The organism is Protaetiibacter intestinalis (assembly GCF_003627075.1).
In the GTDB taxonomy this organism is placed as follows: Bacteria; Actinomycetota; Actinomycetes; order Actinomycetales; family Microbacteriaceae; genus Homoserinibacter; species Homoserinibacter intestinalis.
The window spans coordinates 1,211,048-1,236,099 of sequence record NZ_CP032630.1 but is presented as its reverse complement, the minus strand read 5'-3'; the positions used below and the strand labels follow the sequence as shown (position 1 = coordinate 1,236,099).

28 protein-coding genes and 2 tRNA genes are annotated in these 25,052 nt (G+C 69.7%); 14 read left to right on the top strand and 16 right to left on the bottom strand.

Annotated elements, in window-relative coordinates; genetic code table 11:
- Positions 1-13: 13 nt before the first annotated feature.
- From D7I47_RS05975 to D7I47_RS05970, 3 genes are read right to left on the bottom strand one after another with little or no spacing between them, the layout of a single operon-like run.
- Positions 14-652 (bottom strand): anthranilate synthase component II, encoded by a 639-nt coding sequence (locus D7I47_RS05975; protein WP_120762199.1) that lies wholly within the window; start codon positions 650-652, stop codon positions 14-16.
- Entirely contained in the window at positions 652-807 is a 156-nt protein-coding gene (locus D7I47_RS14865) for a hypothetical protein (RefSeq protein ID WP_170154366.1), read from the bottom strand. Before D7I47_RS14865 ends, D7I47_RS05975 begins: the two co-directional genes overlap by 1 nt.
- Positions 807-1,658: a class E sortase gene (locus D7I47_RS05970; protein WP_120762198.1), complete on the bottom strand. Its 852-nt coding sequence runs from the start codon at positions 1,656-1,658 to the stop codon at positions 807-809. Before D7I47_RS05970 ends, D7I47_RS14865 begins: the two co-directional genes overlap by 1 nt.
- 70 nt (positions 1,659-1,728) lie before the next feature.
- Here D7I47_RS05970 and D7I47_RS05965 point away from each other — a divergent pair, with 70 nt between their 5' ends.
- The gene (locus D7I47_RS05965) at positions 1,729-1,971 is read left to right on the top strand and encodes a cell division protein CrgA (protein WP_120762197.1); all 243 of its coding nucleotides are present in this window, start codon (positions 1,729-1,731) and stop codon (positions 1,969-1,971) included.
- A gap of 71 nt (positions 1,972-2,042) precedes the next feature.
- Here the strand turns inward: D7I47_RS05965 and D7I47_RS05960 are convergent, their stop codons facing one another.
- Together D7I47_RS05960 and D7I47_RS05955 are read right to left on the bottom strand one after the other, a co-directional pair.
- Complete coding sequence (locus D7I47_RS05960) at positions 2,043-2,960, bottom strand: rhomboid family intramembrane serine protease (protein WP_120762196.1); 918 nt, start codon at positions 2,958-2,960, stop codon at positions 2,043-2,045.
- Positions 2,957-3,496, bottom strand: a complete 540-nt coding sequence (locus D7I47_RS05955) for a peptidylprolyl isomerase (RefSeq protein WP_120762195.1) — start codon at positions 3,494-3,496, stop codon at positions 2,957-2,959. Before D7I47_RS05955 ends, D7I47_RS05960 begins: the two co-directional genes overlap by 4 nt.
- A 25-nt stretch (positions 3,497-3,521) precedes the next feature.
- Here D7I47_RS05955 and D7I47_RS05950 point away from each other — a divergent pair, with 25 nt between their 5' ends.
- From D7I47_RS05950 to D7I47_RS05925, 6 genes are all read left to right on the top strand, one after another.
- Positions 3,522-4,133: a hypothetical protein gene (locus D7I47_RS05950; RefSeq protein WP_157981647.1), complete on the top strand. Its 612-nt coding sequence runs from the start codon at positions 3,522-3,524 to the stop codon at positions 4,131-4,133.
- Positions 4,134-4,207: 74 nt separating this feature from the next.
- Positions 4,208-5,083, top strand: a complete 876-nt coding sequence (locus tag D7I47_RS05945; protein WP_120762193.1) for a TPM domain-containing protein — start codon at positions 4,208-4,210, stop codon at positions 5,081-5,083.
- Positions 5,080-6,210, top strand: a complete 1,131-nt coding sequence (locus tag D7I47_RS05940; protein ID WP_120762192.1) for a sensor histidine kinase — start codon at positions 5,080-5,082, stop codon at positions 6,208-6,210. The genes D7I47_RS05945 and D7I47_RS05940 overlap by 4 nt, the downstream gene beginning before the upstream one ends.
- Positions 6,200-6,877: a response regulator gene (locus tag D7I47_RS05935; RefSeq protein WP_227000888.1), complete on the top strand. Its 678-nt coding sequence runs from the start codon at positions 6,200-6,202 to the stop codon at positions 6,875-6,877. Before D7I47_RS05940 ends, D7I47_RS05935 begins: the two co-directional genes overlap by 11 nt.
- A 65-nt stretch (positions 6,878-6,942) precedes the next feature.
- The gene (locus D7I47_RS05930; RefSeq protein ID WP_120762190.1) at positions 6,943-7,821 is read left to right on the top strand and encodes a CPBP family intramembrane glutamic endopeptidase; all 879 of its coding nucleotides are present in this window, start codon (positions 6,943-6,945) and stop codon (positions 7,819-7,821) included.
- Positions 7,822-8,299: 478 nt separating this feature from the next.
- A complete protein-coding gene (locus D7I47_RS05925) occupies positions 8,300-8,803 on the top strand; it encodes a hypothetical protein (protein ID WP_120762189.1) in 504 nt (167 codons plus the stop codon).
- A 53-nt stretch (positions 8,804-8,856) separates the two neighbouring features.
- Here the strand turns inward: D7I47_RS05925 and D7I47_RS05920 are convergent.
- Positions 8,857-8,929, bottom strand: a tRNA-Ala gene (locus D7I47_RS05920).
- Between the two features lie 62 nt (positions 8,930-8,991).
- On the opposite strand from D7I47_RS05920, the gene D7I47_RS05915 reads away from it, so the two are divergent.
- A complete protein-coding gene (locus D7I47_RS05915; protein WP_120762188.1) occupies positions 8,992-9,936 on the top strand; it encodes an NADP-dependent oxidoreductase in 945 nt (314 codons plus the stop codon).
- 179 nt (positions 9,937-10,115) lie between these two features.
- Here D7I47_RS05915 and D7I47_RS05910 read toward each other — a convergent pair.
- From D7I47_RS05910 to dnaA, 9 genes are all read right to left on the bottom strand, one after another.
- A tRNA-Ile gene (locus D7I47_RS05910) sits at positions 10,116-10,189 on the bottom strand.
- 67 nt (positions 10,190-10,256) lie between these two features.
- Positions 10,257-10,664, bottom strand: a complete 408-nt coding sequence (locus D7I47_RS05905) for a DUF3566 domain-containing protein (RefSeq protein WP_120762187.1) — start codon at positions 10,662-10,664, stop codon at positions 10,257-10,259.
- Positions 10,661-13,270 carry a DNA gyrase subunit A gene (gene gyrA / locus D7I47_RS05900; protein ID WP_120762186.1) on the bottom strand — a complete coding sequence of 870 codons (2,610 nt, stop codon included), beginning with the start codon at positions 13,268-13,270 and terminating at the stop codon, positions 10,661-10,663. Before gyrA ends, D7I47_RS05905 begins: the two co-directional genes overlap by 4 nt.
- Before the next feature lie 9 nt (positions 13,271-13,279).
- The gene (gyrB, locus tag D7I47_RS05895) at positions 13,280-15,250 is read right to left on the bottom strand and encodes a DNA topoisomerase (ATP-hydrolyzing) subunit B (RefSeq protein ID WP_120762185.1); all 1,971 of its coding nucleotides are present in this window, start codon (positions 15,248-15,250) and stop codon (positions 13,280-13,282) included.
- Positions 15,251-15,397: 147 nt separating this feature from the next.
- On the bottom strand, positions 15,398-15,895 hold the full coding sequence (locus D7I47_RS05890; protein WP_120762184.1) for a DUF721 domain-containing protein: 498 nt from the start codon (positions 15,893-15,895) through the stop codon (positions 15,398-15,400).
- Positions 15,892-17,064 (bottom strand): DNA replication/repair protein RecF, encoded by a 1,173-nt coding sequence (gene recF / locus D7I47_RS05885; protein ID WP_120762183.1) that lies wholly within the window; start codon positions 17,062-17,064, stop codon positions 15,892-15,894. Before recF ends, D7I47_RS05890 begins: the two co-directional genes overlap by 4 nt.
- A gap of 8 nt (positions 17,065-17,072) precedes the next feature.
- Positions 17,073-17,957 carry a phosphogluconate dehydrogenase (NAD(+)-dependent, decarboxylating) gene (gene gnd / locus D7I47_RS05880; protein ID WP_120763830.1) on the bottom strand — a complete coding sequence of 295 codons (885 nt, stop codon included), beginning with the start codon at positions 17,955-17,957 and terminating at the stop codon, positions 17,073-17,075.
- 37 nt (positions 17,958-17,994) lie between these two features.
- Positions 17,995-19,140: a DNA polymerase III subunit beta gene (dnaN, locus tag D7I47_RS05875; protein WP_120762182.1), complete on the bottom strand. Its 1,146-nt coding sequence runs from the start codon at positions 19,138-19,140 to the stop codon at positions 17,995-17,997.
- Between the two features lie 564 nt (positions 19,141-19,704).
- Positions 19,705-21,102, bottom strand: coding sequence for a chromosomal replication initiator protein DnaA (gene dnaA, locus D7I47_RS05870; protein WP_120762181.1), 1,398 nt, complete (start codon positions 21,100-21,102; stop codon positions 19,705-19,707).
- Positions 21,103-21,393: 291 nt separating this feature from the next.
- Between dnaA and rpmH the strand changes: the two genes are divergently transcribed.
- From rpmH to rsmG, 6 genes are read left to right on the top strand one after another with little or no spacing between them, the layout of a single operon-like run.
- Positions 21,394-21,531 carry a 50S ribosomal protein L34 gene (gene rpmH / locus D7I47_RS05865; protein ID WP_071299798.1) on the top strand — a complete coding sequence of 46 codons (138 nt, stop codon included), beginning with the start codon at positions 21,394-21,396 and terminating at the stop codon, positions 21,529-21,531.
- A gap of 31 nt (positions 21,532-21,562) precedes the next feature.
- On the top strand, positions 21,563-21,880 hold the full coding sequence (rnpA, locus tag D7I47_RS05860; RefSeq protein ID WP_264371289.1) for a ribonuclease P protein component: 318 nt from the start codon (positions 21,563-21,565) through the stop codon (positions 21,878-21,880).
- Entirely contained in the window at positions 21,877-22,188 is a 312-nt protein-coding gene (gene yidD, locus D7I47_RS05855; RefSeq protein WP_120762179.1) for a membrane protein insertion efficiency factor YidD, read from the top strand. Before rnpA ends, yidD begins: the two co-directional genes overlap by 4 nt.
- 9 nt (positions 22,189-22,197) lie before the next feature.
- Positions 22,198-23,169 (top strand): membrane protein insertase YidC, encoded by a 972-nt coding sequence (gene yidC, locus D7I47_RS05850; RefSeq protein WP_120762178.1) that lies wholly within the window; start codon positions 22,198-22,200, stop codon positions 23,167-23,169.
- Between the two features lie 11 nt (positions 23,170-23,180).
- Positions 23,181-23,687 (top strand): Jag family protein, encoded by a 507-nt coding sequence (locus tag D7I47_RS05845; RefSeq protein WP_405083450.1) that lies wholly within the window; start codon positions 23,181-23,183, stop codon positions 23,685-23,687.
- A gap of 34 nt (positions 23,688-23,721) precedes the next feature.
- Positions 23,722-24,348: a 16S rRNA (guanine(527)-N(7))-methyltransferase RsmG gene (rsmG, locus tag D7I47_RS05840; RefSeq protein ID WP_120762177.1), complete on the top strand. Its 627-nt coding sequence runs from the start codon at positions 23,722-23,724 to the stop codon at positions 24,346-24,348.
- A gap of 299 nt (positions 24,349-24,647) precedes the next feature.
- On the opposite strand, the gene D7I47_RS05835 is transcribed toward rsmG, so the two are convergent.
- Positions 24,648-25,004: a GIY-YIG nuclease family protein gene (locus tag D7I47_RS05835; protein WP_120762176.1), complete on the bottom strand. Its 357-nt coding sequence runs from the start codon at positions 25,002-25,004 to the stop codon at positions 24,648-24,650.
- Positions 25,005-25,052 lie beyond the last annotated feature (48 nt).

The following is a 25,052-nucleotide window of genomic DNA, read 5'->3' as shown; positions in this document are numbered from 1 at the left end:
CCCGCCCCCGCGATCAGCCCAGCTTGACGAGCGGGCTCAGCGTCACCGCGCGCTCGGCCGCCTCGGGCAGGCCGGTGGTCGCGAGCCAGTTGCCCAGCATCCGGTAACCGCCCTCGGTGAGCACCGACTCGGGGTGGAACTGCACGCCGTAGACCGGTGCATCCCGGTGCCGCAGCCCCATGATGATGCCGCCGTCGGTGCGTGCCGTCACCTCGAGCTCGTCGGGCACGGTGCCGTCGACGACCGCGAGCGAGTGGTAGCGGGTGGCGCGGAACGGCTGCGGCACGCCGTCGAAGAACGCCGAGTCGTCGTGCCGGATGAGCGAGGTCTTGCCGTGCATGAGCTCGTCGGCGTGGGTGACGACCGCGCCGAGCGCCTCCGCGATGGCCTGGTGTCCGAGGCAGACGCCGAGCAGCGGCGATCCGGCCGCGAGCGCCGCCCGCACGACCGGGATCGAGACGCCCGCGGATGCCGGGGTGCCGGGGCCGGGCGACAGCAGCACCGCGTCGTACTCGGCGATGCGCTCGGCGGCATCCTCGGCGGCGAACGAGTCGTTCCGCACGACGTCGGTCTCGGCGCCCAACTGCAGCAGGTAGCCGTTCAGGGTGTAGACGAAGCTGTCGTAGTTGTCGACCACGAGTACGCGGGTCATCACTCCACCGTCACTTCCTGTGTACCGATGAACTGGTCAATCCAGGGGAACACCCAGAATACGAGCGCCGCGAACACCGCGGCGACCAGCACCAGCAGGATGAGCACCCGCACCCACCAGGGGCCGGGCAGCACACGCCAGAGAGCTCCGTACATCAGGCCTTCGCATTCACGGTCGGGGCGATCTCGTCGGGGGCGCCGAAGTTCGGCGCGGATGCGTCGCGCGGGTAGAAGCGGTCGAACACGCCGTACGCGATGATGCGCTCGCGCGAGGTGTACTGCGGGTTGCAGCTCGTGAGGGTGATGTAGCGCTCGGACGGCACGGTCGCCGGGTCCTGCGGAACCGGGTCGAGCACGCCGATGCCGGTGGGGTGCACGTACTCGAGGTTGCGGAAGCTGTACTCGTACCAGCCCTCGGCGGTCTCGACGTAGATGTGGTCGCCGAGCTGCAGCTCGTTGATGTGGTGCAGGCTGCCGCCGTGGCCCATCCGGTGCGCGGCGATCGCGAAGTTGCCGATCGCGCCCGGCATCTGCGTGGAGGGGTAGTGGCCGAGCTTGCCCCTGTCGAGCACGTCCTTGGTGCCGACGCCTTCGGCGATCGTGCGGTAGTAGTCGGCCCCCCAGCGCGGCACGATGAGCGCCGCGAACGCCGTCGCGTTGGAGGGGGCGGTGCCCACCGGGATGACGGTGGTGTCGGCGTCCGGGTCGGTGGGCTCGGGGGTGTCGGTGGGCTCGGGGGTGTCGCTCGGATCGGGCGTCGGGTTCTCCTGCGCCTGCTGGTTCCACTCCTGGCTGAGCTCGCTCGCCTCGCGCTTGACCTCGTTGCCGACGAGGTACTCGCTGATCCAGAGCTGCCACGCGATGAACAGCAGCACGAGCGCGCCGGCCGTGATGAGCAGCTCGCCGAGCACCCCGATGATCGAGACACGGCGCCGGGCACGCGGCGCACGCCGTCGTGCCCGCCGGGGGGCGGAGGTCGACGGCGCGGCTTCGGGACCGGCACTCATGCCTGGATTCTAGGGGCGTCGGCTGAATGCTCCCTCGGGGCTCCGAGCCGGGCAGGTTATGATTCTCGGCATGGCCCGTCCCAAAACCCGTACCAAGCCGGCCTCTCAGGAGACCTCGCGGAGCGAAGACGCCCCGAACCCGGTCTGGTTCAAGCCCGTCATGTTCGGCTTCATGCTGCTCGGTCTCGCCTGGATCATCGTCTTCTACGTGAGCCAGAACTCGCTGCCGATCCAGCAGCTCGGCCCCGGCAACATCCTCGTCGGCTTCGGCATCATGTTCATCGGCTTCCTGATGACCACGCGGTGGCGCTGAGTCCGATCCCTCCAGGAATTACACGCGTGTGATTCTCTCCACACTGTGGATCGAGGTGTGGAGAACCCCCGTCAACCGAGCGCGATGAGGCGCAACGTCGACAGCAGGATCAGCCCCGCCGCGATCCCCGCCCCGATCCAGTAGGCCTGCCGGCCGTGCTCGCCGCGGTTCTCGAGCAGCCACCACCCGCCGACACCGGCGATGAGACCGGCCACGAGCTGCGGCAGCCCCGCGAGGTTGGCCACCGCCGTGTAGACGAGGTTGAACCCCATCAGCACGAGCAGCAGGGTCACGTTGAGGCCGCTGCGCAGCGCCGACACCGCGAACGCGGCGAACACCCCGAAGAGCGCGCCGCTCAGGCCGTAGGCCACACCGCCCGCGAGCGTGCCGATCGCCGAACCGCACACCGCGCTGAACAGGAACAGGAACAGGAACCGCCGACGGCCCAGGAACCGCTCGACGATCGGCCCGAACCAGGCGAAGAGCGCGAAGTTGACGAGCGTCAGCAGGATGAATCCGCCGTCGGCGACCGAGACCTGCGTGAGGAACGCGGTCAGGTAGCGCCACAGCTCCCAGGGCTGCTGGCCCGGCACCGAGGAGCCGAGCAGCAGGATGGGGGCGTTGTTCGTGAAGAAGCCGAGCGCCCACAGCAGCGCCGAGACCGCCACGACGATCCAGCTGAGGTGCGGACCGCTGCTCCCGTCGAGGTAGGCGTTCGCGACGCGGCCGCGCGCGGACGGCCGCCGCGCGGCACCCCGGGCGGCGGTGCGCTGCTTGACCTGCTTGGCCGAGGCGGGGCTCCACGTGACCGAGCCGCCCGCCTCGCGCACGCAATCCGGGCACTGCACGCCCACCGGCGCCAGGATCTGGCACTCGGGGCAGATGGTGCGCCCGCAGCGCTGGCACAGCACCCAGCTCTGACGGTCGGGATGGCGGTAGCAGACCGAGGGGTCGTCCTCGAGCTGCTCGCCGAAGCGGGGTGAGCTCACAGGGTCTCGACGTCGATGCCGGTGATCACGACATCCTCGAGCGGCTTGTCGCGACCGTCCGTCGGCACCGCCTCGATCGCGTCGACGACGCGCTTCGAGTCGTCGTCGACGACCTCGCCGAAGATCGTGTGGGCGCCGTTGAGCCACGGGGTGGGCACGGTCGTGATGAAGAACTGCGACCCGTTGGTGCCGCGGCCCATCTGCTTGCCGGCGTTCGCCATCGCGAGCAGGTAGGGCGCGTCGAAGCGCAGCTCGGGGTGGATCTCGTCGTCGAACTGGTAGCCCGGGCCGCCGATGCCCTGACCGAGCGGGTCGCCGCCCTGCAGCATGAACTGCTTGATGATGCGGTGGAAGATGACGCCGTCGTAGAGCGGCTTCGTCGACACCTCGCCCGTGCGCGGGTGCTTCCACTCCTTGGCGCCCGTCGCGAGGCCGACGAAGTTGTCGACGGTGACGGGGGCGTGGTTGCCGAACAGGTTGACCTTGATGTCACCGAGGGTGGTGTGGATGGTCGCGACAGCGGTGGGGAGAGCCATTCGGCCATTGTTTCACACGGGCGCCGTGGCAGGATGGGAGGACGTCGAGCCGCAACCGGAGGTCGTGATGGCACTGTCCCGCAAGCGTCAGAAGGAGCTGAAGAGGCTCAAGCGCTCGGCCGACGAGCTCTGGGAGGAGCAGCGCGAGGCGCTCGACCACGCCAGCCGGGTGCTGCGCGAGGCGACGCGTCAGGCGAACGCCCTCGCCCGCGAGGAGGTCGCGCCGCGCGTCACCGGCGTCTACACGGACCACGTGCAGCCGGTCGTCGCGACCGGGATCGCGGGCGCCCGCACCGCGGGGTCCGCCGTCAAGGACAAGGTCGTGGGAGACGTCATCCCCGCGCTCTCCGGCGCCGTCGGCTCGGCGATCGCCGTGATCGAGGCGGTGCGCGACCCGCGCGTGCGCGAGGTGGTGCGCAGCGCCGCCCGCACCGGCAAGGTCGTGCTGCCGACCGCACCCGCCAAGCGGGGCCTCGGCCCCGGCGGCTTCATCCTCATCGGTCTCGGCGTGGTCGCCGTGGCGGGTGTCGCGTACGCCGCGTGGCAGACCCTGCGCGCCGACGAGGACCTGTGGATCGAGGACCTCGCCGACGTCGGATCGGTCGACGTGGGCGACGCTGACGAGGACGAGTTCTGAGCGCAACCACCCCGCCCGCGGGTGGCGGGCCGGTCGACGACGGCCAGGATCCGCCCATCGCCCCGCAGCGCTGCGTGAACTGCGGGTCGACCCAGCTGCACCAGGACACCAACGGCCTGTGGCACTGCGACTACTGCCGGTCGACGTTCCGCGCCGACGATCCGGCGATGATCGTGGTCTCCTCGCCCGAGGTGCAGCAGGCGAACGAGAACGTCGTCGACACGGCCGACATGCTCACCTTCGACCAGCAGCAGGCGGTCTCGACGCATCTGCGTGAGCTGGGCGCGCGCACCGACGTCATCGTCGTCGTCGAGACCGTCAACACGATCACCGAGAACGTCGAGTACTACGCCCGCAAGCGCGCACAGGAGCTGGGCGTCGGCGACGACGCGAAGGACAACGGCGTCTACATCCTGCTCGTGCGCGACCCGCGGCGCGTGCAGATCCAGGCCGGCAACGGCATCTCGCACTACGTCGGCCCGCAGGACCTCGAGGCGATCACCAAGGACACGATGGTCCCCTCGCTCAAGGCGGGCGACCTCGTCGCGGCGCTCACCGCGGGGGCCGATGCCGTGGTCGAGACCTACCAGGACCACAAGGCGACGGGGGTGGTGCGCAGCGCCTCCCGCGCATCCGGATCCTCGTCGCTGCCGCCCGCCTACCGCCAGCGGGTGTGGAACCGGGCGAGCTCATCCGGCTCGCGCTCCAAGTCGTCGTCGATCGGCGGCTTCTTCGTCGTGCTCATCATCGTGCTGGTCATCTGGCTCGCGACGACCGGGCGACTCGGCGGCGGCGGTTCGGGCGGGGGCGGCGGCTCCTACGACTCCGGATACGACTCGGGCTACGACTCCGGGGGCGGCTCCTACGACTCGGGGTACGACTCGGGCGGCGGCAGCGACTACGGCGGGGGCGACTTCGACTCCGGCTCGGGCGGCGGCTCCGACTGGTGAACCGGGAGACCCTCTCGGATGCCGCGCTCGCGGCGGGTCTCGCCGTCGCGGCGCTGCTGCCCCTCGGCATCCCCGCGCTCGAGCTGGGCGAACTGCCCGACACGGCCCCCGCGGGGGTCGCGCTGCTGCTCGCGCTGCTGCAGACGCTCCCCCTCGTGCTGCGCCGCCTCGCGCCGGCGCCGACCCTCGGCGTCATCGGGGCGGCCTGGGCGACCGCGCAGCTGCTCGGCGCCGACACGGGTCTCGCGGGGCTCGGCCTGCTCGTGGCGATCTGGTCGTGCGCGCGGCACCAGCGACGCGGGCGCCGGTGGACGGTCGCCCTCGGCACCCTCGCCTACGCGCTGCTCGCCGGGGCGCTCGCGATCGCCGGGTCGCCCGAGCGCCCCGTCGACTGGGTGACCTTCTGGCTCGTGCTCGCGGCGCCGTGGGTGCTCGGCATGGTGGGGCGGCTGCGGCACGACCGGCAGGCCGATCGGGAGCGCGCGGCGGTCGCGGACGCGCGGGCCGCCCTCGCGGGCGAGCTGCACGACGTCGTCACGCACCACGTCACCTCGATGGTGCTGCAGGCCGACTCGCTCGCCTTCGCCGCCGAGCAGCGGGGCGACGACCCGGATGCCGGGGCGCTCGCGGGAATCGGCACCTCGGGGCGCGCCGCCCTGCAGGAGCTGCGCTCCCTGCTCGACGCCCTCGACCCGGCGTCATCGGATGCCGCCCCGCGCCGGCCCGCCGACCTCGCGGCGCTCGTCGAGCGGCTCCACGGAACCGGCTACCCCATCCGCCTCGACGCCTCGACGGCACCGACGCTCACACCGGAGACCGCGAAGGTGCTGCACGACGTCGCGCGCGAGGCGCTCACCAACGCCATGCGGCACGCACCTGGGGCGCCCATCCGCGTCGCGCTCGCGGACGACGGCTCGGGCGGCGTCGTGCTGTCGGTCGAGAACCCCGTGCAGGGTGCGCGACCGGCCGTGGCCCCTGCCGGCGGCCGCGGGCAGGCGATCATGGCCGCGCGCGCGGCGACCGTGGGGGCGACCGTCGTCTCCGGCCCCGAGGCCGGCGGGACGTGGCGCACGGTCGTGCGGGTTCCCGCGGATGCGCTGCGCGAGGGGGCCGATCGTGTCGACTGACGCGGGCGGCGCGCCCATCCGGGTGGCGATCGTCGACGACCAGGACGCCGTGCGCGAGGCGTACGCGCGCGTCATCGACGCGGCCCCGGGCCTCACCGTGGCGGGGGCCGGCCGCACGGGCGAGGATGCCGTCGCGATCGCCGCGACGGGCGGCGCGGACGTGATCGTCATGGACGTGCGGATGCCGGTGCTCGACGGCATCGCCGCGACCCGCGCGATCGTCGAGACCGGGCCGGGGGCGCCGCGCATCCTCGTGGTCACGACGTTCAACCTCGACGCCTACGTGTACGAGGCGCTGCGCGCGGGGGCGAGCGGGTTCCTGCTCAAGGACGCCTCGCCGCGCGACTTCGTGGCCGCGATCGGGGTGGTGGCGCGGGGGGATGCGATGGTCGACCCGAGCGTGACGCGGGCGCTCATCGGTCGGCACGCGGAGCGGCTGCGGCCGAAGGCCGAGCCGGCCGAGGCACTCGCATCGCTCACGGCCCGCGAACTCGAGGTGCTGCGGCTGCTCGCCGCCGGGCTGTCGAATGCGGAGATCGCGGAACGGCTCGTCGTGACGCGCGAGACGGTGAAGACCTACGTGTCGCGGCTGCTCGCGAAGCTCGGCCTCCGCGACCGCGTGCAGGCGGTCGTGCTCGCCTTCCGTGCGGGGCTCGTCGACGACTGACCCGCCCGCGGATTGTCATCCTTTGGGGGACCCGCCCCGGCGTCCGCCGCTCGTAGCGTCGCGCTATGACCGTTTCCGAAGTCCCCCAGACCACCCCCGCCACCCCGTCGAAGGCGCGCCGCTTCTTCGCGCATCCGCTCGTCTGGATGCCGATCGGCGTCGTCGCGATCAGCGCCGCGGCGGCCCTCGCCGACGTGCTCGGCTCCGCCTTCGGCAGTGCGGGCGAGGCCGCCGGCACCCTGCTCGGCGGCGTGCTCGCCCTCGTCCTCTACCGCCTCGTGCTGCGCCGGATCGCGGGGCGGCAGACCCCCGAGCTCGCGTTCGCGTGGGGCCGGGTCGCGCGGCGCGCCCTGCTCGGCGCGGCGATCGGCGTCGGCTTCATCGCGGTGTCGGTGTCGCTGCTCGTGCTGCTCGGCGTCTACACCGTCACCTGGCAGCCGGTGGATGCGGTGGGCACCGTCGCCGCGGCGCTCGCGGTGAGCCTCGGCGCCGCGATCGTGGAGGAGTTGGTGTTCCGCGGCGTCGCGTTCCGCGCGATCGAGGAGCTCGCCGGCCGCCGCGTCGTGCTCGGACGGGCGCTCGCCCTCGGGATCACGGCCGTCCTGTTCGGCGCCGCGCACATGCTGAACGCGGGCGCCACCCTGTGGAGCGGCGTCTCGATCACGGTCGAGGCGGGCCTCATGCTCGGCGCCGCGTTCCTCTGGAAGCGCGACCTGTGGTTCGTGATCGGCCTGCACACCGCGTGGAACGCCGCAGAGCGTCTGCTCGGCATCGCCGTCTCGGGCCACCGCGACCCGGGCATCTTCGTCACCACCGCGCACGGCCCCGAACTGCTCACCGGCGGCGCCTTCGGCCTCGAGGCCTCGATCGTGCCCGTGCTCGTCGGCCTCGCCCTCGCTGTCGCGATGCTCCTGCGCTCCCGCGCGACGGCGGCCACGCGGTAGACCGCGAGGGTCTCGAGACGCGTCCGGCTACGCCGGTCGCTCCTCGACCACCGGGGGTGGTGGCACGCCGTCGCCACCACAGGTGGTCGAGGAGCGCCGCCGCGAAGCGGCGACGCGTCTCGAGACCCGTGCACCTCGCGAAAAGTGGGCTCGTTGGGAAATTCGGCGAGCCACCCGGGCACACTCTCGGGTAGGCGTCATCTCTGTGCCTCAGAAGACGTTGAGCTTCCCTGGCAGGTATAGCTCGTCGTTGATCCGCCATTCGGCCTCAGCCGTGATCTCCCACGCCCGGGTCTCAGTGACGCACCCGGCCCGCCTGGCACGCTCGAGGTCCGTCAACTCGGTACGGGCCATTCGAGCGCTTATTCCAATCCGGGGTGTGGGGCGGTGCATCCGAACGGAGTCGGAACCTCCTTGTACGCTGACACCCTGGAGGACGTTCTTGCCGGAAACTACCCGTAGTGTCGCCGCGGTCGGCGTGGCCGTTGTGCTCCTCGCTGTCCTGTCCGGCTGCGCGACCCCCGATCCTCGCAAGTTCGCTCTCGAGTCGGCACAGGCCAACTTTCAGGGGTTCGATCAGCAGGTCCAGGAGCAACTCCCAGACCTCCCCACCACGGGATTTCGCGACTTCGTAGTGCAAAGCCACCGCTTCGGCGGAGCAGGATCCCTGATCGACCTCACCGAAGCCGAGATCCGGGAAGACGCCTACTCGCTGCAGTACGGCACGACGCGGATACTCGAGGCATCACAAGATGACGACATCGCGACCGTGCTCGGCTTTGTCAGCGGGTACTACGAAACCGGCGGTGGGTGGAGCTACAAGCAGGCGACCGTCTTCTCCTGCTTCACCGTGTCCCTGGACCTCGATGACCAGCGCGTGCTCGGCTTTGACGACGCTGACTGTACGGATGCGATCTACGCAGTCACCAGTCGCGATGATGAGGTCCCGTTCTCCGAGCTGGTGCCCGATCTGTCACGGTAGCGCTGGCGGGTGTCCAGGGTGTGTGTCCGCGGTGCTCTCGACGAGCCCAAAAGTGGAGCCTAGGGGAATCGAACCCCTGACCTCCTGCTTGCAAAGCAGGCGCTCTACCAATTGAGCTAAGGCCCCGTTCGGTGTGACAGCCTACCTTCTCGGGGGAATGCCGGACGACCGGAGGCGTTGGAGGGAACATGGCTCGCTTCGTGAAGTACGCGCAGTTCGGAGGACCGGAGGTTCTCGAGGTGGTCGAAGGCCCGGTGCCGCAGGCCGGCTCCGGCGAGGTCGTGGTCGAGGTGAAGGCAGCGGGCGTGAACCCCATCGACGGGAAGCTCCGCTCGGGTCTGCGGGCGAGCGCGCCGCTCACCTCGCCCCGCACGACCGGGTCGGATGGCGCGGGCGTCATCGTCGAGCTCGGCCCGGATGTCGAGGGCTGGGCGGTCGGCGACGAGGTGATCGTGACGAGCGCGCGCGGCAGCTACGCGACCCACGCGGTGGTGCCCGTATCCGGGCTCACCCGCAAGCCGGGGGCGCTCAGCTGGGCGCAGGCCGCCGGCCTCGGCGTCCCGGCGGGGACCGCCTACCAGTCGCTGCGGTCGCTCGGCGTCGCCGAGGGGATGACGGTGCTCGTGCACGGGGCCTCCGGCGCGGTCGGGCAGGCGGCGCTGCAGTTCGCGCGTGAGCTCGGCGCGACCGTCGTCGGCACCGCGAGCGAGGCGAACTTCGACCGCATCCGCCAGCTCGGCGGCATCCCCGTCGCCTACGGGCCGGGGCTCGTCGAGCGGGTGCGGGCGGTCGCGCCGAACGACGTCGACCGGGTGCTCGACGCCGCCGGCACCGACGAGGCGATCGAGGCCTCGCTCGAGCTCGTCGACGACCCGCAGCACATCGCCACGATCGTGCGCGGTGCGGATGCGCCGGGCTGGGGCATCCGCGCGTTCTCGGGCGGCAGCGCGACCGCGCTCACACCGGAGGAGCTCGGGTGGCGCGCCGACGGCATCCGGTGGGCGGCGGAGCTCGCCGCCCAGGGGCGCTTCGACGTGGAGATCGCGCGCACCCTGCCGCTCGACCAGGCGGTCGAGGCGCAGACCCTGCTCACGCGCGGCGGCTCGCGCGGGAAGATCGTGCTGCTGCCGTAGGGGGTGCGGGGCTGCTGGTTTCGATACGCGCCCTACGGGCGCTACTCAACCAGCGAGCAGGGCGCCCCCTCAACCGCGCCGACGACCTCGAAAAGTCTCCACCAGCGACCGGCGCGACCGCGCTCGTGCCGGTCGCGAAGCGACGCGCCGCGGATTACCGCGGCGCAGAACAAACACAGTGGGGCTACCAGGACTTGAACCTGGGACCTCTTCGTTATCAGCGAAGCGCTCTAACCGCCTGAGCTATAGCCCCGAGAGACACGTTCCAGCGGAACGGCCTCGCCTACAGTACCCCACGCATCCGCGCGGGGCAAAAGCGCTCAGTTGTTCTGGAAGCCGACCAGCAGGCCGCCGGTGAACCGCACGCTCAGGTTGTAGAGCAGCGCCCCGAGCGCCCCGAGGATCGTGCCGGTGACCGTGTTGAGCACCGCGACGACGAACGAGAACAGCAGCACCTGGCCGAGGCCGAACGCGTCGGTGATGGAGAAGTTCTCGTTGCCGAGGATGTCGCGCAGCAGCGCGTCGAGCTTCGTGAACACGTCGGTCGAGTTGAGCACGATCCACACGAGCGCGGTCGCCACGACGAGCACGATGCCGAGGCACAGCCAGATGAGGAAGCTGAACTTCACGACCGACCAGAAGTCGATGTACACGAGCTTCAGCCGCACCTGCTTGCTGCTGCTGCTGCGGTGCTCCTTGCGCTGGAGCTTCTCGGCGACGCTGCTCATGCGGTCTCGTCCTTCCCCGTGTCGGGTGCGATGGTCTCCGCGTCCGTGGTCTCGGATTCTGCGGGCTCGTCAGTCTCGGATGCGGCGAGGTTGCGTTCGCTGTTGCGGGCGATCGCGATGATCTTGTCGTCATCCGCGAGCTGCACGAACTTGACGCCCATGGTGTTGCGACCCTTCGGCGGCACCTCGGCCACGGCAGACCTTATCACCTTGCCCGTGGCGAGAACTGCGAGCACCTCGTCGTCCTGTTCGACGATGAGCGCGCCGGCCAGCTCGCCCCGCGACTCGGTGATCTTGGCCACCAGGATGCCGAAGCCGTTGCGGCCCTGCACCCGGTACTGGGAGACGGCGGTGCGCTTCGCGTAGCCGCCCTCCGTCACCACGAACACGAACGGACCGTCGACGATCTCGGCATCCGCATCCTCGTCGACCGGCTCGTCGTCGGAGCCGCGCGCCACGACGGATGCCGACAGCAGCGTGTCGCCCTCGCGGAACTTCATGCCGTGCACGCCCGCCGTCGAGCGGCCCATCGGCCGCAGCGAGTTGTCGTCGGCGGTGAAGCGCAGCGACTGCCCCTGCCGTGAGACGAGCAGCACGTCGCTCGACTCGTCGACGAGCAACGCCGAGACCACCTCGTCGCCCTCGTTGAGGTTGATCGCGATGATGCCGCCGGTGCGGTTGGTGTCGTACTCGGTGAGCGCGGTCTTCTTGATGTAGCCGCCGCGGGTGGCGAGCGCCAGGTACGGCGCCACATGGTAGTCGCGGATGTCGAGGATCTGCGCGATCTGCTCCTCCGGCTGCAGCGCGAGCAGGTTGGCGACGTGCTGGCCCTTCGCGTCGCGGCCGGCCTCCTGCAGCTCGTACGCCTTCGCGCGGTAGACCCGGCCCTTGGTCGTGAAGAACAGCAGCCAGTGGTGGGTCGTGGTGACGAAGAAGTGCTCGACCACGTCGTCGGCACGCAGCTGCGCGCCCTTCACGCCCTTGCCGCCGCGGTGCTGCGAGCGGTAGTTGTCGCTGCGCGTGCGCTTGATGTAGCCGCCGCGCGTGACGGTGACCACCATCTCCTCCTCGGGGATGAGGTCCTCGACCGACATGTCGCCGTCGAAGCCGAAGAGGATCTCGGTGCGCCGGTCGTCGCCGTACTTGGCGGCGATCTCGGTGAGCTCCTCGGTGATGATGCCGCGCTGGCGCGACTCGTCGGCGAGGATCAGCTTGTACTCGGCGATCTCCGCCTCGAGCTCCGCCAGGCGGTTCTGGATCTTCTGGCGCTCGAGGGCGGCGAGCCGGCGCAGCTGGAGCGCGAGGATCGCATCCGCCTGCAGCTCGTCGATCTTCAGCAGCTTGATGAGGCCGGCCCGCGCCTCGTCGACGTCGGGCGAACGGCGGATGAGCGCGATGACCTCGTCGAGCGCGTCGAGCGCCTTCACGTAGCCGCGCTGGATGTGGGCGTCCGCCTCCGCCTTGTCGAGGCGGAACTGCGTGCGGCGGACGATCACCTCGATCTGGTGACGGATCCAGAACGTGATGAAGGCGTCGATCGACAGCGTGCGGGGCACCCCGTCGACGATCGCCAGCATGTTCGCTCCGAAGTTCTCCTGCAGCTGCGTGTGCTTGTAGAGATTGTTCAGAACGACGCGCGCCACCGCGTCACGCTTGAGGATGATCACAAGTCGTTGTCCGGTACGACCCGAGGTCTCGTCGCGGATGTCGGCGATGCCGGTGAGCTTGCCCTCCTTGACAAGCTCGGCGATCTTCACCGCGAGGTTGTCGGGGTTCACCTGGTACGGCAGCTCGGTGACGACGAGGCAGGTGCGGCCCTGCAGCTCCTCGACGTTGACCACCGCGCGCATCGTGATCGAGCCGCGGCCCGTGCGGTAGGCGTCGTGGATGCCCTTGACGCCGAGGATCTGCGCGCCGGTCGGGAAGTCGGGGCCCTTCACCCGGGCGATGATCGCGTCGAGCAGCTCCTCGCGGCTGGCATCCGGGTGCTCGAGCGCCCAGAGCGCCGCATCCGAGACCTCGCGCAGGTTGTGCGGCGGGATGTTGGTGGCCATGCCGACCGCGATGCCCACCGAACCGTTGACGAGCAGGTTCGGGAACCGCGCCGGCAGCACCGTCGGCTCCTCGGTGCGACCGTCGTAGTTGGGCTGCATGTCGACGGTGTTCTCGTCGATGTCGCGGACCATCTCCATGGCGAGCGGCGCCATCTTGGTCTCGGTGTACCGGTGGGCGGCCGCGCCGTCGTTGCCGGGCGAGCCGAAGTTGCCCTGGCCGAGCGCGAGCGGGTAGCGCAGCGACCACGGCTGCACGAGGCGCACGAGCGCGTCGTACACCGAGCTGTCGCCGTGCGGGTGGAACTGGCCCATGACGTCGCCGATGACGCGCGTGCACTTCGAGAAGGCGCGGTCGGGGCGGTAGCCGCCGTCGTACATCGTGTAGATCACGCGGCGGTGCACGGGCTTGAGGCCGTCGCGCACGTCGGGCAGGGCGCGCCCGACGATGACGCTCATGGCGTAGGCGAGGTAGCTCTCCTGCATCTCCAGCTGCAGGTCGACCTGCTCGATGCGGTCGGCGGGGGGCTGCTCGGTCGTGGTGTCGTCTGCCATGGGGTGTCCTTAGATGTCCAGGAAGCGCACGTCGGCCGCGTTCGTCTGGATGAACTGGCGGCGCGCGTCCACGTCGTCGCCCATGAGGGTCGCGAACACGCCGTCGGCGATCGCCGCGTCGTCGAGCGTCACCTGCTTCAGGGTGCGGGTCTCCGGGTTCATCGTGGTGTCCCACAGCTCCTGGTGGTTCATCTCGCCGAGACCCTTGTAGCGCTGCACGCCGTTCTCCTTCTGGAGTCGGCGGCCGGCCGCGAGGCCCGCCTCCATGACGGCGTCGCGCTCGCGGTCGGAGTACACGTACTCGTGGTCGGCGTTCGTCCACTTGATGCGGTACAGCGGCGGCATCGCGAGGTAGACGTAGCCCATCTCGATGAGCGGCCGCATGTAGCGGAACAGCAGGGTCAGCAGCAGCGTCGTGATGTGCTGGCCGTCGACGTCGGCATCCGCCATCAGCACGATCTTGTGGTACCGGGCCTTCTCGCCGTCGAAGTCCTCGCCGATGCCGGTGCCGAAGGCTGTGATCATCGCCTGGATCTCGGCGTTGCCGAGCGCCCGGTCGAGCCGCGCCTTCTCGACGTTGAGGATCTTGCCACGCAGCGGCAGGATCGCCTGCGTCTCCGGGTTGCGGCCGGTCTTCGCCGAACCGCCGGCCGAGTCGCCCTCGACGAGGAAGATCTCGGAACGCGACGGGTCCTTGCTCGAGCAGTCGGAGAGCTTGCCCGGCATCCCGCCGCCCTCGAGCAGACCCTTGCGGCGGGTCTGCTCGCGCGCCTTGCGCGCGGCGATGCGGGCCGTGGCCGCCTGGATGGCCTTGCGGATCACATCCTTCGCCTGGTTCGGGTTGCGGTCGAACCAGTCGTTCAGCTGCTCGCCGACCACCCGCTGCACGAACGACTTCGCCTCGGTGTTGCCGAGCTTCGTCTTCGTCTGGCCCTCGAACTGCGGCTCGCTGAGCTTGATCGAGATGACGGCGGTGAGGCCCTCGCGCACGTCGTCGCCGGAGAGGTTCTCGTCCTTCTCCTTGAGCAGCCCCTTCTCGCGAGCGTACTTGTTCACGAGGGTCGTGAGCGCCGCGCGGAAGCCCTCCTCGTGGGTGCCGCCCTCGTGGGTGTTGATGACGTTCGCGTAGGTGTGCACGCTCTCCGAGTAGGCGGTCGTCCACTGCATCGCGATCTCGAGGGCCATGTGGCGCTCGGTGTCCTCCGCCTCGAAGGAGATGATCTCGGGGTGGATGATGTCGGCCTTCTTGGCGGCGTTCAGGTAGTCCACGTAGTCGGCGAGGCCGCGCTCGTAGAAGAACACCTCGTTGCGGAAGGCGCCCTCCTCGTCGACCTCGCGCTCGTCGGTGATCTCGATGCGCAGGCCCTTGTTGAGGAACGCGGTCTGCTGGAAGCGGGTGCGCAGGGTCTCGTAGTCGAACTCGACCGTCTCGAAGATGTCGTCGTTCGGCCAGAAGGTGATCGTCGTGCCGGTGAGCTCCGACTTCGCGCCCTTCGCGAGCGGCGCATCCGGCACCCCGTCGTGGAACGCCATCGTCCAGTGGAAGCCCTCGCGCTGCACGTCCACCTCGAGGCGGTGCGAGAGGGCGTTCACGACCGAGCTGCCGACGCCGTGCAGACCGCCCGAGACGGCGTACCCGCCGCCGCCGAACTTGCCGCCCGCGTGCAGCACGGTGAGCACGACCTCCACGGTGGAGCGCTTCTCGACGGGGTGCTCGGCCACCGGGATGCCGCGGCCGTTGTCGACGACGCGCAGGCCGCCGTCGGCGAGGATCGTCACGAGGATGTCGTCGCAGTACCCCGCGAGGGATTCGTCGACCGAGTTGTCGACGATCTCGTAGACGAGGTGGTGCAGACCGCGCGGCCCCGTCGACCCGATGTACATGCCGGGGCGTTTGCGGACCGCTTCGAGACCCTCGAGAACCTGGATGGCTTCGGCGCCGTAGTTGTCCGGCGCAGGACGCGAAGAGGGGGAATTCATAGAGGAAGGGGCTCCTGACGGTCGGTCCGCGATAGCCTGGAGACCCGGCCCGCGAACGTCTTCGATCCTACCTCAGCGGGCCTCCGGAAACCGGCCGAAAATCCCCTCTGAGCGCCTTTTTCGCCCCATCCGACCTCTTTTGTCTTCTCAGCCGTAAGTATCGCGAGGACCGCGCCCTGGAATCGCGCGGGGGCCGCGTTTCCACGAGGGGGCGTCCGGCCCTTCGAAGCGGATCGCCTCGATGCCCGCGGACGGATGCCGCTCGGCGATCCGCGCGAGCACCTCCGAGCGCATCATCCGCAACTGCTGCGCCCACGCCGTCGAATCGCAGCGCACCGTCAGCAGACCGTCCTCCACCGACACCGGATCGGTGTGCGCGGCGACCTCCGCACCGATGAGCTCCGGCCACCCGACGAGCAGCTCCGACTTCGCGAGCGGGGAGTCCCAGCCCATCGAGCGGGTCAGGTGCTCGAGCACGTCGTCGATGCCGCGCGGCTCGCGTCCGGCACCGTACGGCACCGTCGTCTCCTCCCGCGCGGCGCGGCCGCGGCGCCGCGCATCGGACGAACGCGCCTCCGGGTCGCCGAACACCCGGCGGATGCGGTGGTACGCCGCGAGGTGCTCCGGCTCGCGCTCCTCGCTCACCGCTCGGCCCCGTCATCGAGCACCCGCCCCGCCCGGATGCGCACGAGGTGCGCGGCGAGCGGCTCGGGCACATCCGACTCGACCGCCGCCGTGATGAGAACCTGCTCGTAGCCCTGCACGGCATCCGCGAGCCGGCGCCGCCTCGCCTCGTCGAGCTCGGCGAACACGTCGTCGAGGATGAGCACCGGGTCGCCCGCCGGCGACTCGGCCCGCAGCAGCGCCGCGGATGCCAGGCGCAGGGCGAGCGCGAACGACCACGACTCCCCGTGGCTCGCGTAGCCCCGCGCCGGCAGGCCGTTGAGCCGCAGCAGCAGGTCGTCGCGGTGCGGACCCGCGAGGGTGAGCCCGCGGTCGAGTTCGGCGCGCCGGTTGCGGGCGAGCGCCGCGACGAACGCCGACGTCGCCTCGGCCGCGTCGATCTCGGTGCGCACGGTGGCGTTGTCGACCTCGGTCACCTCATCGGGGCGGGCACCGAGGATCGAGAGCTCGCTCGCGAGCTCGGCCGTGTGCACCTCGCCCGCCACCGCCGCGTACGCCTCGGCGACGAAGGGGCGCAGGCGGGCGACGAGCGCCCCGCGCGCCTCGATGATCTCGGAGCCGAGGTCGACGAGCCGCTCATCCCACACGTCGAGGGTCGTCAGCTGCGAGGCGGCCACCCGCGCGGCCCGCGCCGACTTGAGCAGGGTGTTGCGTTGACGCAGCACCCGCTCGTAGTCGCCGAGCACCCCCGACATCCGCGGGGTGAGCTGCACGAGCAGCTGGTCGAGGAAGCGCCGGCGACCCGAGGGCTCGCCGCGCACGATCGCGAGATCCTCCGGCGCGAACAGCACGGCGTGCACGTTGCGCGGTAGATCGCGCGGCTTCGCGGGGGCGCGATTGACTTGCGCCCGGTTCGCGCCCTGCCGGTTCAGCTGCAACTCGACCAGCACCTGCCGCCCGGCGTGCTCGAGCCGCGCGCGCACGATCGCCGCATCCTGGCCCTGCCGGATGAGGGCCTGATCGCCCGAGACGCGGTGCGATCCGAGGGTGGCCAGGTAGTTGATCGACTCGACGAGGTTGGTCTTGCCCTGCCCGTTGCTGCCCACGAAGAGGTTCGGCCCCGGCACGAGTGCCACGGAGGCGGACGTGTAGTTCCGGAAGTCGGCGAGTTCGAGGTGGGAGACGAACACGACCCGCGTCAGGCCTTGCGGACCGCGTGGCCGCCGAACTGCTTGCGGAGGGCGGCGACCGCCTTCATCGAGGGGGAGTCCTCCTGGCGCGACACGAAGCGCGCGAAGATCGACGCGGAGATCGTCGGCACCGGGACGGCGTTGTTGAGCGCCTCCTCCACCGTCCAGCGGCCCTCGCCGGAATCCTCGACGTAGCCCTCGATGTCGCGGAACTCGGGATCCTCCTCGAGCGCCTTCACGAGCAGCTCGAGCAGCCAGCTGCGCACCACGGTGCCCCGCTGCCACGCCTTGAAGACGCCCGGCACGTCGTGGATGAGCTCGTCCTTCGCCTCGAGCAGCTCATAGCCCTCGGCCCAGGCCTGCATGAGCGCGTACTCGATGCCGTTGTGCACCATCTTCGCGTAGTGGCCGGCGCCGATCGCGCCCGCGTGCACGAAGCCCTCCTCGCGCGGACCCTCCGGCCGCAGCGCGTCGAAGATCGGCATCGCGCGCTCGATGTCGGCCGCGTCGCCGCCGGCCATGAGCCCGTAGCCGTTGACCGCGCCCCACACGCCGCCCGAGACGCCGCAGTCCACATAGCGGATGCCGTGCTCCGCGAGCAGCGCCGCGTGCTTGGCGTCCTCCGTGAAGCGGGAGTTGCCGCCCTCGATCACGAGGTCGCCCTCACTGAGGGCAGCCGCGAGATCCGTGATGACCCCCGTGGTGATCGGGCCGGACGGCACCATGACCCACACGATCCGGGGACCGGGCAGCGCGGCGGCGAGCGCCCCGAGATCCGGGACGTCGCTCACCTCCTGATTCGGGTCGTACCCGGTGACCTCGATGCCCGCCGCCCGCAGACGGATGCGCATGTTGTTGCCCATGCGGCCGAGACCCACGAGTCCGATGTGCATGATCGCCTTCCGCATCGCGCGAAGCGCGACGATTTTTTCAGCGCAGCAGCAGGTTCGGCTGCAGCAGGTACTTGTAGTTGTCGGAACCGGCGGTGTCGCGCGAGGACTGGCTCGTGATGAGCACGGGGCCCGGCTTGTTGGGGTTCTCGGTCTTGGTGAACGAGATCCGCACGAACTCCGAGTGCACCGCGCCGAGACCGTCGAGCAGGAACGCGGGCTTGAGCGAGACGACCGTGTCCTCACCGACGAGGTGAGCGTCGATCGTCTCGGATGCCTGGGCCTGCTCGGAGCCGGCCGCCTCGAGGGTGAGTCCGTCGATGGAGAAGCTGAACCGCAGCGCCGCCTCGCGCTCGAGCACGAGCGAGACACGGCGGGTGGCCTCGACGAGCTCGGCCGTGTTGAGCACGGCGTAGTTCTCGACCGTCTCGGGGAACAGACGCTTGACGGGCGGGAAGTTGCCCTTGATGAGCAACGAGGTGACCGTCTTCTTGTCGGCCTTGAAGGCGATGAGCTCGCGGTCGTCGCCGCGCACGATCGAGACGCCGATCGTGCCGGAGTGCGCGAAGGTCTTGCCGATCTCGGAGAGCGTGCGCGCCGGCACGAGGGCCGTGGTGCCGGCGGCCGAGGACGATCCCGAGTCCCAGTCGATCTCGCGCACCGCGACACGGTAGCGGTCGGTGGCGACCAGGGAGAGGTTGTTGTCTCCCACCTCCAGCTGCACACCGGTGATCACCGGGGTCACGTCGTCGCGGGAGGCCGCGACCGCGACCTGCGCCACGGCGGCCGCGAACTCCTCTGCCGGGAGCACACCGGTCTGGTCGTCGATCTGAGGAAGAGTCGGATACTCCTCGACGGGCATGCTCAGCAGGGTGAAGCGCGCGGATCCGCAGCTCACGAGGATCTTGCCGTCCTGCGTGGAGAACACGACCGGGGCGTTCGGCAGCCGGCTCGCGATGTCGGCGAGCAGCCGGCCCGAGACGAGGGCGGTGCCCTGCTCGTCGACCTCGGCCGCGATCTCGGTGCGGCTCGACACCTCGTAGTCGAAGGAGGAGAGCGTGAGCGCGCCATCCGTCGCCTCGAGCAGCACGCCGCTCAGGATCGGCTGCGTGGTGCGCTGGGGCAGCAGTTTGACGGCGAACGACACCGCCTCGCTGAAGACGTCGCGATTCACCTGGAACTTCACGCGTCACTCCTGTCTGTGGACTCGAGGATCCGCACGGGTTTGTGTTCAACGATCTTGGCACGGACCGGAGCAGGATCGGTTATCGGACGGCCCATGAATGAAGAGAGAAAGGTAATCGTCTTAACGCCTGTGCGAACTGTGGACAAGTATCGTCCCGCCCGCCGACGTCGGGGAACTACATCCGTGGAAGATGTGAGCGGACTGCGGATGCCGTGGGCCGGCGGGTGGGGAAACCCGATCCGGCGGGTTTCGGTATCCACATCCCGCCTCGGCGCGTTCCACATGTCATCCGGAAGTTATCCACAGCCGGTTCCACAGTCTGTGGGTTTCGCCCGTCCCGCTGTTTCCCGCTGGTTGAGTGCCGCCGAAGGCGGTACCCCTCCCGCTGGTTGAGTGCCGCGCGAAGCGCGGTGTATCGAAACCAGCGAAGGCGCCCCTCGATGGGGCGCCTTCGCTCGGTGAGGCCCCGAGTGCCCACGTCTTCACAGGTTTCGATACGCCGCTGCGCGGCTACTCAACCAGCGGGAAGGGGTCGCTGCGCGGGCTACTCAACCCGCAGAGGCGCTACGGCCGGTAGCGCTGGTTCTGCTTGATGCGCGCCGTCAGCTCCGTCACCTGGTTGTAGATCGAGCGGCGCTCCTTCATGAGCTCCGAGATCTTCTTGTTGGCGTACATGACGGTGGTGTGGTCGCGGTTGCCGAACAGCTGCCCGATCTTCGGCAGCGACAGGTTCGTCAGCTCGCGGCACAGGTACATCGCGATCTGGCGTGCCGTCGCCACCGCCTGCGACCGCGACGAGCCGTAGAGGTCGTCGACGGTGAGCTTGAAGTAGTCGGCGGTGTGGTTGATGATGTCGACCGGCGAGATGACGTTGTCCTCGTCGAGGGTGATGAGGTCCTTCAGCACCGTCTGCACGAGCGCCAGGTCGATGGGCGTCTTGTTGAGGTTCGCGAACGCGGTCACCCGGATGAGCGTGCCCTCGAGCTCGCGGATGTTGGACGACACCTTCGTCGCGATGTACTCGAGGATGTCCTCCGGCACCTGCAGCCGCTCCGACTGCGCCTTCTTCCGGAGGATCGCGATACGCGTCTCGAGGTCGGGCAGCTGCACATCCGTGATGAGTCCCCACTCGAAGCGCGACCGCATCCGGTCCTCGAAGCCGGTGAGGTGCTTGGGCGCGAGGTCGCTCGTGATGACGACCTGCTTGTTGTGGTCGTGCAGCGTGTTGAAGGTGTGGAAGAAGGCCTCCTGGGTGGAGTCCTTGCCCTGCAGGAACTGGATGTCGTCGATCAGCAGGATGTCGATCTCGCGGTAGCGCGACTGGAACACCGAGGCGCGGTTGTTGGCGATCGAGTTGATGAAGTCGTTGGTGAACTCCTCGGAGCTCACATAGCGCACCCGGATGCCGGGGTAGAGGCTCTCGGCGTAGTGGCCGATGGCGTGCAGCAGGTGGGTCTTGCCGAGGCCCGAGTCGCCGTAGATGAACAGCGGGTTGTAGGCCTTGGCGGGCGCCTCGGCGACGGCGACCGCGGCCGCGTGGGAGAAGCGGTTGGATCCGCCGATGACGAAGTTGTCGAAGTTGTACTTGGGGTTCAGGCGCGAGTCGGTGCGACGCCCGAGTTCGATGACCGGGTTGACCTGTTCGCTCGGGCCCGCGTCGTGACTCTCCTCGGGCACCGGCTGCAGCGCCGGCTGGATGTCGGGGTTCACGACGATTGCGAAGTTCACGACCTCGGTGTCGTGGTCGCCGAGCGCTTCCAGCAGGGGCACCCGGATGCGCTGCTCGAGCATCCCGCGGGTGAGCTCGTTGGGCACCTCGAGGTAGATGGTGCCGGCGAGAACGCCCTTCGGTTCGACCAGGTTGATGAAGCCGTGCAGCTGCGGCGTGATCCGCTCGTCGGCGCTGAGGCGGGCGCGGATGGCGGCCCACAGCTCCGTGGTCGGGTCGTCGCTGTCGGTCATTCGGTGTCGGTCCTCAGGTCGCTATCCACAGCACTGTGCACAGGAGGGAACGCAGTACTCGGCCCGATACGCAAGATCCCCGGGTGCGCGGCGGGCTGACGACCACCTTAGTTGTGGATAGTCGCCTGTGGACAACCGTCTCTCGGCGGATGTGGAGACAGCGCGGGTAATGTGGACGCAGGTTTGACCGGTGACGGTCGAGGCCCTATTTTTAACAGGTTGTCGATCGTTCCGGATCGACCCCGTACTTTCTTTCCCGGTCACCGCACACCGGGGCCAGGAGATATCACCATGAGCAAGCGAACCTTCCAGCCGAACAACCGGCGCCGCGCCAAGAAGCACGGCTTCCGTCTGCGTATGCGCACCCGCGCCGGTCGCGCCATCCTCGCCGCGCGTCGCGCCAAGGGACGCACCGAGCTCTCCGCGTAGTCCGGACGACGTGCTGGCCAGGGCGAACCGAGTGGTCAAGCCCTCGGACTTCCGCGCGACCGTGCGTCGCGGACGGCGCTCCGCCACGCCCAGCACGCTCATCTACCGTGTGGATCGCGCGGCCGACGAGCCCGCCCGCTTCGGGTTCATCGTCGCCAAGACGGTCGGCAACGCCGTCGAGCGGAACCTGGTGAGGCGTCGCATGCGTGCCGTGTGCCGCTCGATCGTCGACGCCGGCGGCAGCGGGGCGGATGTCGTGGTGCGGGCGCTCCCCGGATCCGCCCAGCGCTCCTGGGCTAGTCTCTCCGCCGAGATGCACGCGATCCTCGACCCCGCACTGATCCGATGAAGCACGTCGGCCTCACCCTCTGGCTGCTGCCGAGGAACATCTGCGTCGCGATCCTGCGCGGATACCGCGCCGTCATCTCCCCCCTCTACGGCGACGTCTGCCGCTACTACCCGAGCTGCTCCGCTTACACCCTGGGCGCCATCCAGCAGCACGGCGTGGTGAAGGGGGTCGGCCTCGGCGCCTGGCGGATCCTGCGCTGCCACCCCTGGGCGCGCGGCGGCATCGACGACGTGCCCGCATCCCGACACCACGACCACTATCACCTCACCCCGTTCGGCTTCGTCGCCGCGGGACACGGAAAGGGCTGATCCAGCCTCATGGACTTCTTCGGCACCATCCTCTGGCCCATCAAGTGGGTCATCGAGGCGATCCTGGTGGGCTTCCACTGGTCGTTCTCGCAGCTCGGCCTCGACCCCGCCGCCGGCCTCACCTGGGTGCTGTCGATCGTCGGCCTCGTGCTCATCGTGCGCGCGGCCCTCATCCCGATCTTCGTGCGGCAGATCAAGAGCCAGCGCAAGATGCTCGAGGTCGCGCCCGAGCTGAAGAAGATCCAGGACAAGTACCGCGGCAAGAAGGACCAGTTCTCGCGCGAGGCGATGCAGCGCGAGACGATGGCGCTCTACCAGCGCGCCGGCACCAACCCGCTGTCGTCGTGCCTGCCGCTGCTCATCCAGATGCCGATCTTCTTCAGCCTGTTCTCGGTGCTGAACGAGGCGCGTCAGGACAAGGCGGGCGTCGGCCTGCTCAGCCAGGAGCTCGCCGACCAGTACACGAACGCGACCCTGTTCGGCGTCGCGCCGCTCAAGTACAGCCTCGTCGACGCCTTCAACTACGGCAACGTCGCGGTCACCGTGATCGCGATCGCGATGATCCTCATCATGACGGCCTCGCAGTTCTACACGCAGCTGCAGATCATGTCGAAGAACCAGACGCCCGAGATGAAGGCCAGCCCGATGTACCGGCAGCAGCGCATCCTGCTGTACATCCTCCCGGTGGTCTTCCTCTTCTCCGGCCTCGCGTTCCCGATCGGCGTGATGTTCTACTGGCTCACCTCGAACATCTGGACCCTCGTGCAGCAGTGGCTCGTCATCCGGAACATGCCCACGCCGGGTTCGGAGGCGGCGCTCGCCCGTGAGGCGCGGCTCGCCAAGAAGCGCCGCAATCTCATCGAGACCGACGCGGAGGCACTGGCCGAGTTCGTCCACGAGGAGCCGCAGAAGCCCGTGACCACCCAGCGCCAGCAGCCGGTCGGCAAGAACCGCGCTAAGAAGCAAGGACCGAAGAAGTGACCGACGAGAACGTGATCGACCTGCCCGAGACGGCGGTCGCCGCCGAGGGTGCACCCAGCGAGCAGGAGCTCGTCGATGAGGGCGACATCGCCGCCGACTACATCGAGGAGCTGCTCGACATCGCCGACATCGACGGCGACATCGACATCGACGCGCGCGCCGGACGGGCGTACCTCTCGGTCACGGCGGGGTCGGACTCGAACCTCCGCCTGCTCGCGAAGCCCGACACGGTGACGGCGCTGCAGGAGCTCACCCGCCTCGCCGTGCAGGCGAAGACCGGCCGGTTCTCGCGGCTCATCCTCGACATCGCCGGATCGCGCGACGCGCGTGCGGGGGAGCTCGCCTCGCTCGTGGACCACGCGATCTCGCGCATCGAGGGCGGCGCGGCCGCGGCATCCCTGCCCCCGATGTCGAGCTACGAGCGCAAGCTCGTGCACGACCTGGTGAGCGAGCGCGGCTACGTCTCCGCCTCGGAGGGCGAGGGCCACGACCGCCACACGGTGATCACCGCGAAGTAGTCGCGATGTTTCACGTGAAACATCGGGGGATGCGATGAGCGGGCTCGAGGCGGAACCCGCCGTCGCGGCGCAGCTCTTCGGCGAGCGGATCGAACTGGCTCGCCGGTTCACGGCCGACCTCGCCCGTGAGGGCGAGACCCGCGGACTCATCGGTCCCCTCGAGCTGCCGCGGCTGTGGTCGCGGCACGTGCTGAACTCCGCCCTCGTCGCTCCCCTGCTCCGTGCGGGACGCGTCGGAGACGTCGGGAGCGGCGCGGGCCTGCCCGGCCTCGTGCTCGCGATCGCACGCCCGGATGCGCGGTTCGTGCTCATCGAGCCGATGGAGCGCCGCGTCGACTGGCTCGTCGAGGAGGCGGAGGCCCTCGGCCTCGACAACGTCGAGGTGGTGCGGGCACGCGCGGAGGAGGCACGGCTCGCCGAGCCGCTCGACCAGGTGACGGCACGCGCCGTGTCGGCGCTGTCGAAGCTCATCCCCCTCACCGTGCCGCTGCTGCGCTCCGGCGGCGAGCTCGTCTTCATGAAGGGCGCCCGCGTCGACGACGAGGTGATCGCCGCCGAGAAGCAGATCCGCAAGGCGCGCCTCACCGACGTGCGCGTCGAACTCCTCGGCGAGGGCGTCGTGCCCGAGCCCACCCGCGTCTTCCGAGCCACCCGCCCGTAGCCGCTCTCTCCCGCTGGTCGAGCATCCCGCGGAGCGGCGCCACCCGCCGCCTCCACGGGTTGGTTTCGATACGCGCCCTTCGGGCGCTACTCAACCAACGGAAGGCTCGCCCGTGGCCGAGAGTCCGGTCGCGGCGACAACCTCCGCTGGTCGAGTAGCCGGCGCAGCGGTACCCCTGCTGGTCGAGTAGCCCGCGAAGCGGGCGTATCGAGACCACCCCCCGCCCCCACGCGTTGGTTTCGATACGCGCCCTCCGGGCGCTACTCAACCAACGGGAGGGGGATGCCCTGCAGCGCTACTCAACCGACGGGCGGGGGAGGGTTCTCTGCTGGTCGAGCGGCCGGCGTATCGAGACCACCGCCGTCGGCACCCCGCTTCGGGAACCGCTTCCTGCTGAGTGCCGGCAGCAGCCTCGTCTCCCCGCGGATGAGCGCCTCGCGTTTCGCCCGCGACCACCCCTGCACCCGCTTCTCGGCGGCGTACGCGTCGCCGATGTTGGTGCACTCGTGAACGTAGACGAGCGCCACCGGCATGCGGCGGCTCGTGTAGCGGCTGCCGACGCCGGCCGCGTGCTGCAGCATGCGGGCGTCCAGGTCGCGGGCGGAGCCCACGTAGTAGCTGCCGTCGGCGCAGCGCAGGATGTACATCGCGATCATGCGGACATCATGGCGGGGTGCGGGGGAGGGCGTCGGGGGTTCTCCACA

Excerpts from the sequence above, each read along its gene's own strand:
- yidD (WP_120762179.1), top strand. The coding sequence starts at position 21,877 with ATGAAGCACGTCGGCCTCACCCTCTGGCTGCTGCCGAGGAACATCTGC.
- D7I47_RS05975 (WP_120762199.1), bottom strand. The coding sequence starts at position 652 with ATGACCCGCGTACTCGTGGTCGACAACTACGACAGCTTCGTCTACACC.
- rsmG (WP_120762177.1), top strand. The coding sequence starts at position 23,722 with ATGAGCGGGCTCGAGGCGGAACCCGCCGTCGCGGCGCAGCTCTTCGGC.
- gnd (WP_120763830.1), bottom strand. The coding sequence starts at position 17,957 with ATGCACATCGGACTCGTGGGTCTCGGCCGCATGGGCAACAACATGCGC.
- D7I47_RS05965 (WP_120762197.1), top strand. The coding sequence starts at position 1,729 with ATGGCCCGTCCCAAAACCCGTACCAAGCCGGCCTCTCAGGAGACCTCG.
- D7I47_RS05905 (WP_120762187.1), bottom strand. The coding sequence starts at position 10,664 with ATGAGCAGCGTCGCCGAGAAGCTCCAGCGCAAGGAGCACCGCAGCAGC.
- dnaA (WP_120762181.1), bottom strand. The coding sequence starts at position 21,102 with ATGACCGACAGCGACGACCCGACCACGGAGCTGTGGGCCGCCATCCGC.
- D7I47_RS05970 (WP_120762198.1), bottom strand. The coding sequence starts at position 1,658 with ATGAGTGCCGGTCCCGAAGCCGCGCCGTCGACCTCCGCCCCCCGGCGG.
- gyrB (WP_120762185.1), bottom strand. The coding sequence starts at position 15,250 with ATGAATTCCCCCTCTTCGCGTCCTGCGCCGGACAACTACGGCGCCGAA.
- D7I47_RS14865 (WP_170154366.1), bottom strand. The coding sequence starts at position 807 with ATGTACGGAGCTCTCTGGCGTGTGCTGCCCGGCCCCTGGTGGGTGCGG.
- yidC (WP_120762178.1), top strand. The coding sequence starts at position 22,198 with ATGGACTTCTTCGGCACCATCCTCTGGCCCATCAAGTGGGTCATCGAG.
- D7I47_RS05930 (WP_120762190.1), top strand. The coding sequence starts at position 6,943 with ATGACCGTTTCCGAAGTCCCCCAGACCACCCCCGCCACCCCGTCGAAG.
- D7I47_RS05915 (WP_120762188.1), top strand. The coding sequence starts at position 8,992 with ATGGCTCGCTTCGTGAAGTACGCGCAGTTCGGAGGACCGGAGGTTCTC.
- D7I47_RS05955 (WP_120762195.1), bottom strand. The coding sequence starts at position 3,496 with ATGGCTCTCCCCACCGCTGTCGCGACCATCCACACCACCCTCGGTGAC.
- rpmH (WP_071299798.1), top strand. The coding sequence starts at position 21,394 with ATGAGCAAGCGAACCTTCCAGCCGAACAACCGGCGCCGCGCCAAGAAG.
- D7I47_RS05835 (WP_120762176.1), bottom strand. The coding sequence starts at position 25,004 with ATGATCGCGATGTACATCCTGCGCTGCGCCGACGGCAGCTACTACGTG.
- gyrA (WP_120762186.1), bottom strand. The coding sequence starts at position 13,270 with ATGGCAGACGACACCACGACCGAGCAGCCCCCCGCCGACCGCATCGAG.